The following is a 14,706-nucleotide window of genomic DNA, read 5'->3' on the forward strand; positions in this document are numbered from 1 at the left end:
CCCACTCACAAAATAATCAGTTCCACGCAAAAGTCTTAAATATTTAAAAGCCACGGGTCAGTATAAATTAATATATAATTTTGACAAAAAATATACTTAAAAATTAGCGGACTCATCTTTAAATCCTCAAAAATAATCATAATTAGCCATTACCAAATCCTCTCCCTGCAGGCAGATGTGATATAGAATATAACCTATCTATTTTTGCGATCGCAACTTCAAACCAATGGCACGTCTAGCACTTCTGAGCACATCCAATAAAACCGGACTAATCGACTTAGCGCGCAGTCTAGTAGAAGAATTTGAATTTGACATAATTAGTAGTGGCGGGACAGCAACAGCCCTCAAAGAAGCAGGCATCCCAGTGACCAAAGTTGCGGAATATACTGGTTCTCCCGAAATTTTGGGAGGGCGAGTCAAAACACTTCACCCGCGAATCCACGGTGGCATTTTAGCACGCCGCGATGTACCGGAAGACCTCGCAGACTTAACAGCAAATCAAATTCGGGCCATCGATCTAGTTGTAGTAAATTTGTATCCATTTGAAGAGACAATTTCTAAGCCAGGAGTTACTCTAGCCGACGCAATTGAGCAGATAGATATCGGCGGGCCAGCAATGTTGAGAGCTTCCGCCAAAAACCACGCTCATTTGACAGTTTTGTGCGATCCAGAACAGTACAATACTTATTTAAAAGAACTGCGGGAAAATGGCGGCGAAGCTTCCTTAGAGTTTCGGCAAAGATGCGCGCTAGAAACCTTCAAACATACAGCAAACTACGATCGCGCGATCGCAACTTATCTCAGCAGCAGCCAATCCGCTGAAAAATCAGCGCTACCAGACGAGTTTAATTTATCAGGAAAAGAGTTGCAAACTCTGCGCTACGGCGAAAATCCCCATCAAGCCGCCACCTGGTATCAAAGCGGAAGTACACCGACAGGCTGGACGACTAGCACCATCCTGCAAGGCAAAGAATTAAGCTACAATAATTTAGTAGATTTAGAAGCAGCAAGGCGCCTAATCGTAGAATTCCCCGACACACCCGCCGCCGCTATTCTGAAGCATACAAATCCTTGCGGCACAGCCTTGGGAACAACTATTTCTGAAGCGTATCAAAAAGCCTTCGACACCGATTCAGTCTCAGCTTTCGGTGGAATTGTCGCCCTCAACCGCCCGATTGATGCTGCTACTGCAACGGCATTAACTCAAACATTTTTAGAATGTATTGTCGCGCCGGGGTGCGAACCTGAAGCCGAACAAATTATCAAGAAAAAGGCGAAAGTTCGAGTATTAATTTTGCCAGATTTGACTCAAGGGCCGCCACAAACTGTTAAAGTTATTGCAGGCGGTTTGCTGGTGCAAGACTCAGATAATATAGTAGAAGAAACTAGCAAATGGCGGGTTGTTACTGAGAAACAGCCGACGGCGCAAGAGTTGGAAGAATTACTGTTTGCTTGGAAAGTAGCGAAACACGTCAAATCAAATGCGATCGTTGTGACGCGCGATCGCACTACAATCGGTATCGGCGCCGGACAAATGAATCGCGTCGGCTCAGTTAAACTAGCATTGGAACAAGCAGGAGAGAAGAGCAAAGGAGCGATTTTGGCCAGTGACGGTTTCTTCCCCTTCGATGATTCAGTCAAAACGGCGGCTGAGGCGGGCATAATTGCGATCGTCCAACCCGGCGGAAGTATGCGCGATCGAGATTCGATTGAAGCCGCCAACCAACTCGGAATCACAATGGTTTTCACTGATATCCGCCACTTCTTGCATTAGTTTTTGTTAGGAATTATGCCTAGCAATTCTAGATTGTGTACCATATTGTAGGGATACAATAGTGTTCGCGGGTGTCAACTTAAGTCGAAAAGCTTTCATAAATCTCGTTTCTCCGCGAGTCTAGATCCTCCTAAATCCCCCTTAAGAAGAGGGACTTTGAGAAGAATCCTGTCCCGTCTTAAGACGGGAGACTTTGACACTCTTGTCTCCCCCTTAACAAGGGGAACTTTGACACTCTTGTCCCCCCCTTTTTAAGGGGGATTAGGGGGGATCTGGAAGGCTATGACACCAATCAACACTGTTATGTCGTACCAAATTCCCTGTTGCGTCATTCAAAAATTATGACTTACACTCAACCGCAAATTAAACCCCAAGACATAAAAGTCAAAATCCTCCTCACTGGCGGACATCAATGCACCGTCACGCTCAAATCAGATACACCATTATTGCACAGCCTGATCAAAACATTAGTCGATCGCACTCAACAAACACCCGGTTTTTCCACCTTATTTCAAATCCCTATAGACGGAGGTCGTTCCGCCCTTTCTTTTCCCGGCGAAAACCTAGTCGGATTAGTCACCGAACCCCCAATTTACTTGCAGGAACTGCAACCGCAGCAGCCTGCAACTCCCGTAGAAATTCCCGCCGCAGAAATTCCCGCCCCTGCGCCGCCTGTAAATGACGATTTAATATCTCGCTACGCCCAAATAGACAACTTTTTGACCCCAGCCGAAAAGAACAAACTCATTAAATATGTCTTAGCAAAAGAATCAGAATTTGTGAGTACCAGCACCTCAACAAATGCCGAAGATTACCGCCGTTCGATGGTACTCCACTCGTTCCCCGAATTTTCGGAACTGATGGTTAATCGCATAAAAGCAATTCTCCCCGACGTGCTGAAAAGTTTAAATATTCCGTCATTTCCCCTGGGTGAGATAGAAGCTCAGCTAACCATGCACAATGACAACAACTTTTATAAACTTCACAACGACAGTGGCTCGCCAGATACCGCCAGCCGATTTTTTACTTACGTTTACTATTTCTATCGAGAACCCAAGGGTTTTTCTGGTGGCGAGTTGCAGATTTATGACAGCAAAATTGAGAACAACTTTTATGTTGCGGACAAGACATTCAGAACCGTTGAGCCTCGCAACAACAGCATCGTATTTTTTCTAAGTCGCTATATGCACGAAGTTTTGCGAGTTAGCTGTCCCTCAAAAGCTTTTGCTGATAGCCGCTTTACTATTAACGGCTGGGTACGCAAAGCAAACTGAGGTTAATTCATAGTCCTGGACGCACTAATCACCTAATTTTGTCATTCTGAGTAAGGCGAAAAATATCAAATTATTGCCACATCGTTACAATGCGTAATACCAATTTAATGTGAAGTTGCATATATTTCGATCCCCCTAAATCCCCCTTAATAACGGGGACTTTGACCAAGCTCTTGTCCCCCCCTTATTAAGGGGGGTTAGGGGGGATCAGATTCTATGCAGCCTCATATAAAATTGGTATAAGTCCCGATATCTGAGCTTCTTCACTTCCCAAAGCCGACCCTCAGAATGACAGAATTACCTTACTCAAAACTATTTAATTCTTACTCCAGTGCTCCAGCACTTTTGAGCAATTTCACCACACTAGAATAACCCTTATACTCAGCCAGCATTAAAGCGGTATAATTTCCCGGATTTTTGTGGTTTAGTTCTGCACCAGCATCAATTAAAATCTTTACTGCATCAGCATAACCCCGATGTGCGGCCCACATTAAAGCAGTTGCGCCCGAATCATCCAGCAAGTTGACATCCGCACCTTTTTCCACTAATAATTGGACGATCGCAATATAACCCCGATCGCACGCCTTCATTAAAGCCGTTTTCCCCAAATCCGCCGGGACATTGGGATCGGCACCGCCGTCAAGCAAAGCCTTCACCGTCTCAGTATGTCCGTGAAACGCAGCCAGCGTCAAAGCCGTCTCCCCAAAGTTTTTAGCATTCAGAAAATCAGCCCGATTAGAATTTACTTTTTGCAGCAAAGCCGATACGATCGCACTATGGCCGTGAACAGCCGCCACCAGTAAAGGCGTATCGCCCAACCGATTTCTCGAACCGACGCTAGCACCTCGGTTTAACAGCAATTCCACCACATTTTCGCAGCCTTCAATCACCGCAAAATTCAAAGCAGTTTCATCATCTTTATCTTTAGCGTTGATATCGGCGCCAGCATCGAGTAAGATATGGGCGATCGCCGCATTTCCCCCAGCAGCAGCGGCCATCAAAGCCGTGCCCCCATCTCCATTTTTCACATTCGCATTAGCACCCGCACCAAGCAAAGCTTGCACCACATCAGTATTGCCGGCATCTGCAGCCAAAGTTAAAGCAGTTTCTCCGTTTTTGTCGGGAATTTCGACATCAGCACCAGCAGCCAACAGCGCCTCGACAACAGCCAAATTTCCCGCCGTCGCAGCCAGCATCAAAGCAGTTTTGCTCTCTAGATTTTTAACATTAGCATCCGCCCCACACTTGAGCAAAATTCGCACAATTTCAGCGCTTCCTTGGCGGACAGCTAAAAACAGCATAGAATTGTCAGCAACAGCACCCGCATCCACCAAAGCTTTTACAACAGCTAGATGACCGGATAAAGCAGCTATTTTCAGAGCTGAATCTCCATCTTTATCTTGCACATTTACATCAGCATTAGCATCAACTAACATCCGCACAACATTGATATCGCCCTTCAAAGAAGCCGCCATTAAAGCCGTACTTCCATCATCATTTTTAGCATTAACATCAGCACCTGCAGCCAGCAACAGCCGCACAGAGTCAGCCTGTTTGTGAGCCGCCGCCAGCATCAAAGCCGTTAGCCCAAAACGCCTGCTCACTTGGTTGACATTAGCGTCATTGTTTAGTAAAGTACGCACGATTTCTGTATAGCCCTTTTGGGCAGCAAACATCAAAGCCGTCGTCCCCTCAGAGTCTTTGGCGTTAGCGTTAACATTCTTAGCGAGTAAAGCTTGGACGTGAATAATGTTGCCAGTCTTGGCGGCTTGAATCAATACAGCGTCTTGTTTAGTGGCAGGCATAATAGTCTCTCATACCGTATATTTTTACCGTCGCACGAGACGGCCTGACTGGTATGCTAAGTTTTATGAAGTATGTTTGCTAATCCTCAGAACACTATGAATCTCGAAATTCCTCAGTCAGTGAAAGTTTGGAGCCAATTCATCCACCCTATTTTAATGTGGGTACTGCTGGCTATCTCATTTTATGCTTTGTATCTCGGCATTCAAATCCGACGTACCAGAAGTGCGGAAGGCGAACTCAAAAAAGAGTTAATTAAAGGCAAATTCAACGTCAAGCACCACCAGATGGGTTCTTTGCTGTTAGCCTTGATGGTTACGGTGGCGATCGTCGGGATGGCCGTCACCTACATCAACAACGGCAAACTATTTGTCGGGCCGCACTTGTTAGCAGGGTTGGGAATGATGGCAATAATTGCGATCGCAGCCTCGCTGACTCCTTTGATGCAAAAAGGCAATGATTTGGCCAGAAACACTCACATCTTTCTGAATATTGTGCTCTTGGGGCTGTTTGGCTGGCAAGCGGTATCAGGCGTGGAAATCCTGCAAAGAATTATCAGCAAAATGTGAGGATTTGGGTAAGATTGCTAATTGCTAATTGCCGTGGGGCGATTAGTGATTAGCAATTAAGTTGTCATATTCGTTAAGTTGGAGTGCCGAGCGATTGACCTTAAACATTACTTTTTCTCAAACAAATATCTTAGCTATCTCGATCATTGGAAGGTAACATATTAATAGGCACAGTTTGTTTAATTTTGTTAGAAATAGAAATAGGGGTGTAAATATCAACTTCAACATCATTTACAACTCGGAGCGAAACAATTAGAGCATATCTAGCGGTTTTCTTCCATCCTTCGCATCTTGAATTATATCTCCACCAACCACCAACAGGATATATACCAATAGAATCTTTCTGAGCCAATTCAGCCGCCGTACCCTCCCAAATATCAGAATGAATTGAGCCGCGATTCCATGTTTTTGGGCCTAGAAACCACCCACTGTCACCAGTTACAGTAGATGTTACTTTTTCTTCAGTTTCTATGGCTTCCTTATTAATCCGTTGTCTAAAATCCTCCAAAGTCTCTGTGGAACGCTTAATAGCAAGCCTCAAACCATAAGAGGCGTAAGAATGTTTATTTTGCCATCCTCGTTCTCCTGGGTTTGGTTCGATAAAATATGAAAGTGTTACCCGCATTTTTACTTCGGCTTCACGCAACTTTTCTAGCTCTTGTGTTGGCCAGGGGAGTATGTGAAGGTTCATTTCTTTTGTTTTTACCTTGCCATCCTTTTTGTGAAAAGGCTGCAACTGATCTTCACAAATCATTGTTAAGTCATTTTTGCTACTAAAAAGCGCCCTCTCCAGATTGGGAACACCATAACCATACCGACGCAATAATATAGATACTTTTTCACTCTTCAAAGGCTTTTTAGGTAAATTCCTATACATTGCATCAGTCCATTCTGCGGAGTGAACTATTAAGGCACGAACTGTTTCTGACCAGTATTCGGGATGTTCAGCCCAAATACGTGCTGCCATATAGCTACACAAAGCTGTTGCTGCGCTAGTATCTCCAGAAAGGTTAAATTGCCGTACATTTGGTTGATAATAAGTTGTTAGCAGTCGTAAGTCATCAATATCCATGCCAGGTGAATCAGTATCATCAGTTGCTAGGTTGCCCCCCTCAAAAGTCACATCTGGTCGGATAGGCCACTTATCAGTCCATAAAAGAGAAGTTCTACTTCGAGGTGAAAGGTCGCCAGCAGGGGCAATAGTTTGACATTTAGCATACCTTGGATCAACTATATTGACTTTATCGGTATAAGCACCAACAACAAGTGCATTCCACGCCTGGGAGGGATTTTCTGCTTGGCTTGCATCATTTCGATGAGGATACTCACTAAGCATGATGTCCCCTGCGATATTGCCAACCGGAATAACCATTAATCGTTGAAATTCAAAGCAGATTTGATCTACTGCTGCTGACCAAGAAGAAGGAACTCCTGTATTATTGTGGATTTCACTCGTGACAGGCATACAAATAACACGCTGGCGCTTTGGGTTGCTAATTTCTGCACGAAAAACAGCCTCCTTTGTAATAGCTCCATAAAGCTTAGGGTCATTTTCTCCTTTGGCTGGAAGTATTTTTACGGATTCCAACCGATGGGTAAGATATACTTTGCGTGATGTGGCTAGTACATTATAAAGGTTGCCATACAGGGCTATGCCAGCCATGTCAGTACCATGACCCCGCCAATGTTTACTGTCTTCCACTCCCCAGTGTGGATTGCAAGTCAACAAATCTTCAGAAGCAAGGGCGGGTTTAATTAAAGGATGAGAGCGTGTAACACCGCTATCTAATAAACAAACAGCTAAATTAGTATTCGATGCTACAATAGTGCGATTTTCAAGGTCTTTGACCCAACTCTCCTGTTCTTGCTCCATCTCAAAGAACATAGACGGTGAATCTTTGGCAAGGCGAAGTTCAGCAATTAAACCATTATTGTTAATAATTCGAGATAAGGTGGTTACAGACGTCAATGCCAAAACCACTTCTCTTTCCGGGAAAGTAATTGAGTGTTCTGTTGTTCTAATCTTAAGTTTTTGGGCTACTTCGTTGAAATCTTTACGAAAGCCATAACGTAACCAAACTTCCCACCAAACTTCGTTGGATTCAGATGGAAATAATTCTGTTTTATCCGTGAATAGCGCACGCACTGTACCTAAGTTAATATTATCCAATACTGCGATTAAAGGCTCGTTCTTTGGCTTGCCTGTTTCTGTTTCTTCATCACGGTAAGCTGCGATTTTTGAGGCGAAAAAATCTGATGCTTTCTCTGGGACAAATATAGTGGCTGATACGGTTTCGTCTGCTTCATCAGAAGAGTGAACAGCAAGCAACTCGATTTTCTTAGGCTTGTTCTCCAACAGCTCAACCGCTTTCAGTTCGCTTTTTGGTAGCTGGAACTCTAAATAAAAACCAGCTTCTCCAACTGCAATTTCTGGTTCGCGCAATAATTTTTGTTGCTGATAATTTTCAAGAGCCTTCTCCAAAGCTTGTTGCAACGTTTCGGCGTGTTCTATACGATTGCGAGGTGGAAAGGATTTTTTATTTCCTCCCCCTCCACGATATGTATAATTTTGGCTATCTCCCTTTACCACAATATAAAAATTAGGGAGATTCCTTTGGTATTTAGGCATTAGAGTGAGAAGTTAATTAAAAAAATTAGTGAAATTATACCGCACTTACTTAAAAGTAGTGCTTTTTCGTTCGATAATCGCAGAAACTATATTTTCTTCAGATATTGAATCCCGCTCAGAAATCACAGCTACTTTAGCGGCTTCATCTGCCGCTCGAACTAACTCTGCTTGGCTTAGTCCATCAGCAGTCTCGATAATATGTTGCCAATTTTGCCACTCAATATTAAATAGGGATAAACGGGCTGTCAGCAACTTGCGAACAACTTCTCGATTTGGTAACTCGTATTCAATAACATCATCAAAGCGTCTAAAAAGAGCCTTGTCTAATAAATCAGGATGATTAGTCGCCGCAATGATTAGACTTTGGCTATCATCATTCTCCAAAAACTGCAAGCAGGAATTTAAAACTCGACGAATCTCTCCAACATCATTAACCGCAGCACGTTGCGAACCAATGACATCAAATTCGTCAAAAAAATAAACACCTCGTGTTACCGCCATTGCATCAAATATCAGTTTGAGTTGATTAGCCGTATCACCCATATATTTTGTAATTAACCCAGTGTAAGCAACAGTAAAAAGAGGGAGTTTCAGTTCTCCAGCCAGAGCAGCGGCGGTCATCGACTTCCCCGACCCTGGTGGCCCAACTAAAAGTATTTTACGGCGAGGCTTGAGATTATACTCAGCTAAACGATGCCGCTTAGCTTGTTCTATAATAATACGTTCTAATCTTTTTTTTAACGATATAGGAAGAACCATGTCAATAAATCTGGTGTCTGAATAGCAAACTGACACAAGGTTTACTAATTCTCCCTTGGGCTGGACGAGCGGCGTGGGTGAAGCTTTGTGTTCAATCACAGATTTACGCTCTTTTGCTTTATCAATAAGAATTTGGATTTCTTGAGCAACTTTAGTGTGTCCTTGTCGTGCTTCATGTGCAGCCATCTGTAGAGCCACAGAAAAAAATTGTTGCTCCTCATCTTCGAGGTAACTCTTTAAGAGTGCAATAACATGGCGGGCTGTTGACATAATGGGTTCACTCTGGACCAATCTCCCAGGATTTAGTAAAGCTAGAAATCTGACTTTACAACTTTATAAGCTGCCCTCGGTATATAAATATGCTAAATACTATTATTTTAATCATACCTTTGTAATAACAAATATACTATAAATTGGTACAAAAATCAACAATTTTAAGAGGAATTAATATCATGCCATGAACGTCAAAAGACCCACAGAGTATTTGCTTTCAATCTCTTCGGAGAATCAGAGTTAGGTCAATATTTTGGCAGATTACTGGCGAAAGAGATGGTTGCGAGCACACAAAAATACCAGGCTGGTAGCCTGGACAAAAATCTGTCATCAGTGACAAAGAATTTGTTACTGTAGAAATTAAAAAAGGCGGCACCCAGATTTGAACTGGGGGTGGAGGTTTTGCAGACCTCTGCCTTACCACTTGGCTATGCCGCCGTCACGTCTGAAATTTGACGTTTTCTTATAATACACCAAATCTGAAAAATTTTAACATACCTGTCAAAAATTTCGTAAAGCGCAGCTATCCCCTAGGGAATCGCCCTTTTTTCCCATATCCCCAAAACCCTTGTGGGAAGGTACTCTAGAACTATAGCCACGACCCGCAACACCAGCCATGACACCAGTTTCTCCCCTACTCGTCGCCCAAATCACGGACACACACTTGTTTGCAGAGATCGATCGAGAATGGAAAGGCCTCTCAACAACCCGCACCCTCCAAGCAGTTCTCGATCGCCTGCAACAGATACAGCCGCCGCCCGACTTACTCCTACTCACAGGCGACTTGTCCCAAGACGAAACACCCGAATCCTACCAGCGCCTAGTCTACCTCATCGCCCCCCTCGGAATACCCGCCTACTGGATACCTGGGAACCACGACAACATCCCAGTCATGGCAGAAATCTTAAATCAACCGCCCCTTTCCCCTGAAAAATCATGGATGCTAGGAAACTGGCAATTTCTATTACTTTCGAGTGTGGAAGCCGGATGCGACGGCGGGCGGCTTTCCCCAGAAAGCTTGCATTGGCTCGACTCTCAACTGCAACAAATCGGCGATCGACCTGTTATCATTGCCTTGCACCATCATCCTTTGCCGATCGACTCTGAAATCATGGATGGAATGATGCTGCAGAATGCCGATGAATTTTTCGCAATTGTCGATCGATATCCTCAAATCAAAATAGTCCTCTGCGGCCACATTCACCAAGAATTCCACCAACAGCGGGGCTCAGTTACCTACTTGGGGACACCCAGCACCTGCATCCAACTTTTACCCAAAAGCCATCCGATTATCCTTGACGAAATCCCGCCGGGATTTAGATTGCTTGAATTGGCGATCGACGGTACTTGGAACACAAGAGTTGAGCGAGTGACCGAAGCATCGCCACCCTTTTAATAATTTTCGATAACCTAAAAATTTATATCAAATTTACATTTTTTTGTCAATCCATCAACAGATAGATTGTTGTGAGCAACCCCATCTATTATGATAATTATTGGCTATAGATTGCAGGCATAGCTAGAGCGCTCGGCAACTAACAAAAATATATCTAGCAACATTACCAAACAGGAAAAACTAAATATATGTCTGAACTAAATGGCGTGATGATGCAGTATTTCCACTGGTACAATCCCGCTGACGGGAACCTGTGGAATCAGCTAGCGGAATCTGCAAAAGATTTAGCCAAAATAGGCATTACCTCCCTTTGGTTGCCACCCGCCTATAAAGGAACAGACGGCGCTGAGGAGGTAGGTTACAGCGTCTACGACTTATTCGATTTAGGCGAATTCGACCAAAAAGGGTCGGTACGCACGAAATACGGGACAAAAGATGAGTATTTGCGCGCCATTAAAGCTGCACAAGATGCAGGAATTCGGATTTATGCCGATGTTGTCTTCAACCACAAATTAGGTGCCGATGCAGAAGAAGAAGTCGAAGCTACACCCTTCCATCCCGAAGACCGCAATGCCCCAGTAGGCGAATATCAAAAAATCAAAGCTTGGACGCATTTTACCTTCCCCGGCCGCGACAAAAAATATTCCAGCATGGAGTGGCATTGGTGGCATTTTGACGCCATTGATTACAACATTTACAACACAGAAACCCATGCCGTTTACCTGCTAAAAGGCAAAGAATTCGATCGAGGAGTAGACTTAGAAAAAGGTAATTTTGACTACCTCATGGGTTGCGATTTAGATATGGACAACCCAGAAGTCACGGGCGAATTAAAATACTGGGGTGAGTGGTATATCGATACAACAAACGTTGACGGCTTTCGCTTCGATGCCGTCAAACACGTATCAGCACAATTTTTTCAAGAATGGTTGGAACACGTCCGCCACTATGCCCAACGCGACCTATTTGCCGTCGGCGAATATTGGTCTTACGAAGTGGAAGCTTTGCACTACTTCATCGAAGCAACAGGCGGTAAAGTCTCCTTATTTGACGCGCCCCTCCACTACAACTTCCACGCTGCTAGCAAAGCCGGCAATAGCTACGACTTGCGAACAATTTTTGATAACACTCTCGTCCAACAGCAACCCGCCCTCGCCGTTACCTTGGTAGACAACCATGATTCCCAGCCCTTACAATCCCTAGAATCAGTTGTCGAGGCTTGGTTTAAACCCCTTGCCTACGCTTTAATTCTGCTGCGGCGCGAAGGATATCCGTGCATTTTTTACCCGGATTATTACGGCGCTAACTATAAGGATAAAGCAAATGATGGCAATGAATACGAGATTTGGTTAGACCAACATCAGTTTATGGTAGATAAATTCTTGTTAGCGCGCCAAACTTATTCCTACGGCAATCAGTACGATTATTTCGACCACCCCAACACTATTGGCTGGACGCGACTTGGAAATGAAGAACATCCGGGCGGCATGGCTGTGGTACTCAGTAACGGAGGCGATGGCACTAAGCTTATGGAAGTCGGACAACCCAATCGAACTTATATTGACATCACCGAACACATCCAAGAACCAATCACAACTAATAACGATGGTTGGGGTGATTTTCGGTGTAACGCCGGTTCAGTTTCTGTCTGGGTTCCACAGCAGTAAGGACTGTGTTAACAGCAAAAAGTAAAAAGCAAGATATGTTTTTACTTTTTGCTTTCATATTTTTGATAACTCAAATCTATCTATAGTTAGGACTAAAGCTCTCTCTTTAGTCCTATTTTTAGGATGTGCGATCGTGTATTATAATGTGATTTTACATAAAAAATAATTATGAAACTTTCACAAAAAGTTGCCGTTATTACTGGCGGAGGGTCGGGAATTGGTCGTGCAGCAGCAATTTTAATGGCCAAGGAAGGCGCAAAAGTTGCTGTAATCAATCGCACTTTAGAAACCGGGCAAGAAACCGTCCGCCAGTTGGTCGATGAAGGAGGCTGCGGGCTAGCTATTGCAGCAGATGTGGCCGATTCTATGCAAATGCAACAGGCATTTCAAACCATTTTTAATGAATATCAAAGAATTGATATTGTGTTGGCAAATGCAGGTATTAACGGTGTATGGTCGCCGATAGAAGAGATAGAACCTGAAGAGTGGGACAAGACAATTAATACCAACCTCAGAGGAACATTTTTGACTGTTAAGTATGCTGTTCCTTATCTGAAAAAACAAGGAGGTTCCATCGTCATTACATCCTCGATTAATGGCACCAGAAGTTTCAAGAAAGTTGGGGCCACAGCTTACGCTTCCAGCAAAGCCGCCCAAGTAGCTTTAGCGAAAATGCTGGCGCTAGAACTTGCTCCCAGCCAAATCAGAGTCAATGTTATATGTCCGGGCGCGGTGGAGACTTCCATTGACGAAAGCACAGTTAAGCGCCATCTTGATGACATTCCACTCGAGCCTGATTCCCTTCAAGACCTGATTCCTTTGACGGATAATACCCCCGGTTCTAGCGAACAAATCGCCCAATTAGTTTTATTTTTAGTATCCGATGCGTCCAGCTTTATCACAGGTACTGAAGTCTGGATTGATGGTGGCGGTTCTTTGATTTAAAATCTCTGTAGCAGCAATTTAAAGAATGTTGCTACCAATTACCCATTACCCATAATTAATGACTGAATATCAAGCAATTTGGTCACAAGCCCCCGGATTTATCAGTAGGCTCAATTCTTCAATCTAAAATCTAAAATCTAAAATCTAAAATCGATTGACTCTCCATTGTTGGACAGCAGTTTGCAATGTCTGCGGCAGCCAGTTATCGTACTGAGGATAAACAGGCAAACGCTTTACGAGTTGCCATCCCGATGCTGCTAAAATTTCTGTTAAACTTTGGTGTTGCAGGTGAGGATAATCGGGATTAACTTCATCCCGCGGCCCAATTCCTCCTAAATCTCTAGCACCTGCTTCTAAACAAGCCAGCAATATGTCTGGCTGTGCAACTAAATTTGGGGGAATTTGCAGCCTGATTTCAGATGGTAAAATGCTGCGGGCGATCGCAATAACTTCGGGCATTTTTGTAGCATCAAAAACTTCACCGTCCCAACTTTGCTGATTTCCCGGACTGTGTGGCTGGAGGATAACTTCTTGAATGTGATTGTAACGCGAATGAATCCGGGCGATCGCCTCTAATGTCTTAATCCAATCGGCCTCACTTTCCCCAATTCCCAGCAGCAAACCAGTTGTAAACGGAATCTTCAATTCCCCAGCCCATTCTAACTGTTGCAGCCGCAGCGCCGGAACTTTACTCGGTGCGTGTCGGTGAACAGTTTGTAACAAATGTGGCGCAAGCTGTTCTAGCATCAGCCCCATCGATACATTCACCTCTTTTAACTGTGCCATCTCCTCAAAGCTGAGCGGCCCCACATTAGTATGCGGCAAAAATCCCAGAGCTAGTGCCAGTTCGCACAAATCGTAAATCCGCTGCAACCAAGCTTTTCGCCGTTGACTGTGAGGATGTACCTCGCCGCTGAGGATAAGAATTTCAATTACACCTTGAGTTTGCAGCAGCAAAAGCTGTTTTTCGGCTTCTGGTAGTGTCAGCCAAGGACTTTGCAGGGGTTCGGCCCGAAAATTGCAATAGGTGCAGCGGTTAAAACACTCGTAAGTAGGAACCAGAGTATAAGCAGGGCTGTAGGTGACGGTACGGGACATTCCTTGCGACTTTTATCGATCGGACTTGTGCAACAACTATATGTCAATGGGAGTTTTGCGGTTGGCGATCGCAACCCTTCATCTATCTTAACACTGACGCAAGTCCGGAATCTCGTTGCCCAGGTAGATTATGAGTATTCTTCATTTGTGGGCGATCGTCCACTAATTCCGCATTCTGCGTTTAAACTCGTTATACAGCAAGCCTTATGGCTTTTAAAAAGCATAATTTATGACACCTATAAGAAAAACTGTGCTTAAAAGGCCTTTACAAACTGAAATAAAAGCTTTATGTTTATTTACATGGCGGAACACAAAGCCGTCACGAACATTGAAAACCAAATAAAGCAATCATAAACAAATGACAACAACCTTACAGCAGCGCGAAAGCGCCAATGTCTGGGAACGCTTTTGTGAGTGGGTCACAAGCACAGACAACCGCATTTATGTAGGTTGGTTCGGCGTCTTGATGATTCCTACCCTCCTGAGCGCCACCATCTGCTACATCATCGCCTTCATCGC

General features: G+C 44.1%; 10 protein-coding genes, 1 tRNA gene and 1 pseudogene. 7 read left to right on the forward strand and 5 right to left on the reverse strand.

Translation table 11 applies throughout. The features are described 5' to 3' along the window. Positions 1-226 precede the first annotated feature (226 nt). Positions 227-1,774: a bifunctional phosphoribosylaminoimidazolecarboxamide formyltransferase/IMP cyclohydrolase gene (gene purH / locus QUA23_RS00975; RefSeq protein ID WP_333072801.1), complete on the forward strand. Its 1,548-nt coding sequence runs from the start codon at positions 227-229 to the stop codon at positions 1,772-1,774. Between the two features lie 341 nt (positions 1,775-2,115). Continuing rightward, positions 2,116-3,048, forward strand: a complete 933-nt coding sequence (locus QUA23_RS00980; protein WP_006631675.1) for a 2OG-Fe(II) oxygenase — start codon at positions 2,116-2,118, stop codon at positions 3,046-3,048. Positions 3,049-3,371: 323 nt separating this feature from the next. On the opposite strand, the gene QUA23_RS00985 is transcribed toward QUA23_RS00980, so the two are convergent. After that, the gene (locus QUA23_RS00985) at positions 3,372-4,853 is read right to left on the reverse strand and encodes an ankyrin repeat domain-containing protein (RefSeq protein ID WP_333072802.1); all 1,482 of its coding nucleotides are present in this window, start codon (positions 4,851-4,853) and stop codon (positions 3,372-3,374) included. Positions 4,854-4,949: 96 nt separating this feature from the next. Here QUA23_RS00985 and QUA23_RS00990 point away from each other — a divergent pair, with 96 nt between their 5' ends. Next, positions 4,950-5,420: a DUF4079 domain-containing protein gene (locus QUA23_RS00990; protein ID WP_333072803.1), complete on the forward strand. Its 471-nt coding sequence runs from the start codon at positions 4,950-4,952 to the stop codon at positions 5,418-5,420. 130 nt (positions 5,421-5,550) lie between these two features. On the opposite strand, the gene QUA23_RS00995 is transcribed toward QUA23_RS00990, so the two are convergent. From QUA23_RS00995 to QUA23_RS01005, 3 genes are all read right to left on the reverse strand, one after another. Continuing rightward, on the reverse strand, positions 5,551-8,049 hold the full coding sequence (locus QUA23_RS00995) for a S8 family peptidase (RefSeq protein ID WP_333072804.1): 2,499 nt from the start codon (positions 8,047-8,049) through the stop codon (positions 5,551-5,553). A gap of 45 nt (positions 8,050-8,094) precedes the next feature. Continuing rightward, positions 8,095-9,078, reverse strand: coding sequence for an ATP-binding protein (locus tag QUA23_RS01000; RefSeq protein ID WP_333072805.1), 984 nt, complete (start codon positions 9,076-9,078; stop codon positions 8,095-8,097). A gap of 370 nt (positions 9,079-9,448) precedes the next feature. Further along, positions 9,449-9,519, reverse strand: a tRNA-Cys gene (locus QUA23_RS01005). Between the two features lie 178 nt (positions 9,520-9,697). Here QUA23_RS01005 and cpdA point away from each other — a divergent pair. From cpdA to QUA23_RS01020, 3 genes are all read left to right on the forward strand, one after another. After that, positions 9,698-10,477: a 3',5'-cyclic-AMP phosphodiesterase gene (cpdA, locus tag QUA23_RS01010; RefSeq protein ID WP_333072806.1), complete on the forward strand. Its 780-nt coding sequence runs from the start codon at positions 9,698-9,700 to the stop codon at positions 10,475-10,477. 188 nt (positions 10,478-10,665) lie between these two features. Next, complete coding sequence (locus QUA23_RS01015; protein ID WP_333072807.1) at positions 10,666-12,144, forward strand: alpha-amylase; 1,479 nt, start codon at positions 10,666-10,668, stop codon at positions 12,142-12,144. Between the two features lie 168 nt (positions 12,145-12,312). Further along, positions 12,313-13,089 (forward strand): SDR family oxidoreductase, encoded by a 777-nt coding sequence (locus QUA23_RS01020; protein WP_190737903.1) that lies wholly within the window; start codon positions 12,313-12,315, stop codon positions 13,087-13,089. 144 nt (positions 13,090-13,233) lie between these two features. On the opposite strand, the gene cofG is transcribed toward QUA23_RS01020, so the two are convergent. Then, complete coding sequence (gene cofG / locus QUA23_RS01025; protein WP_333072809.1) at positions 13,234-14,187, reverse strand: 7,8-didemethyl-8-hydroxy-5-deazariboflavin synthase subunit CofG; 954 nt, start codon at positions 14,185-14,187, stop codon at positions 13,234-13,236. 358 nt (positions 14,188-14,545) lie between these two features. On the opposite strand from cofG, the pseudogene QUA23_RS01030 reads away from it, so the two are divergent. After that, a pseudogene (locus QUA23_RS01030) lies at positions 14,546-14,706 on the forward strand (photosystem II q(b) protein); the annotation flags it as partial.

Source organism: Microcoleus sp. Pol1C5, assembly GCF_036701115.1.
Taxonomy (GTDB): Bacteria; Cyanobacteriota; Cyanobacteriia; order Cyanobacteriales; family Microcoleaceae; genus Microcoleus.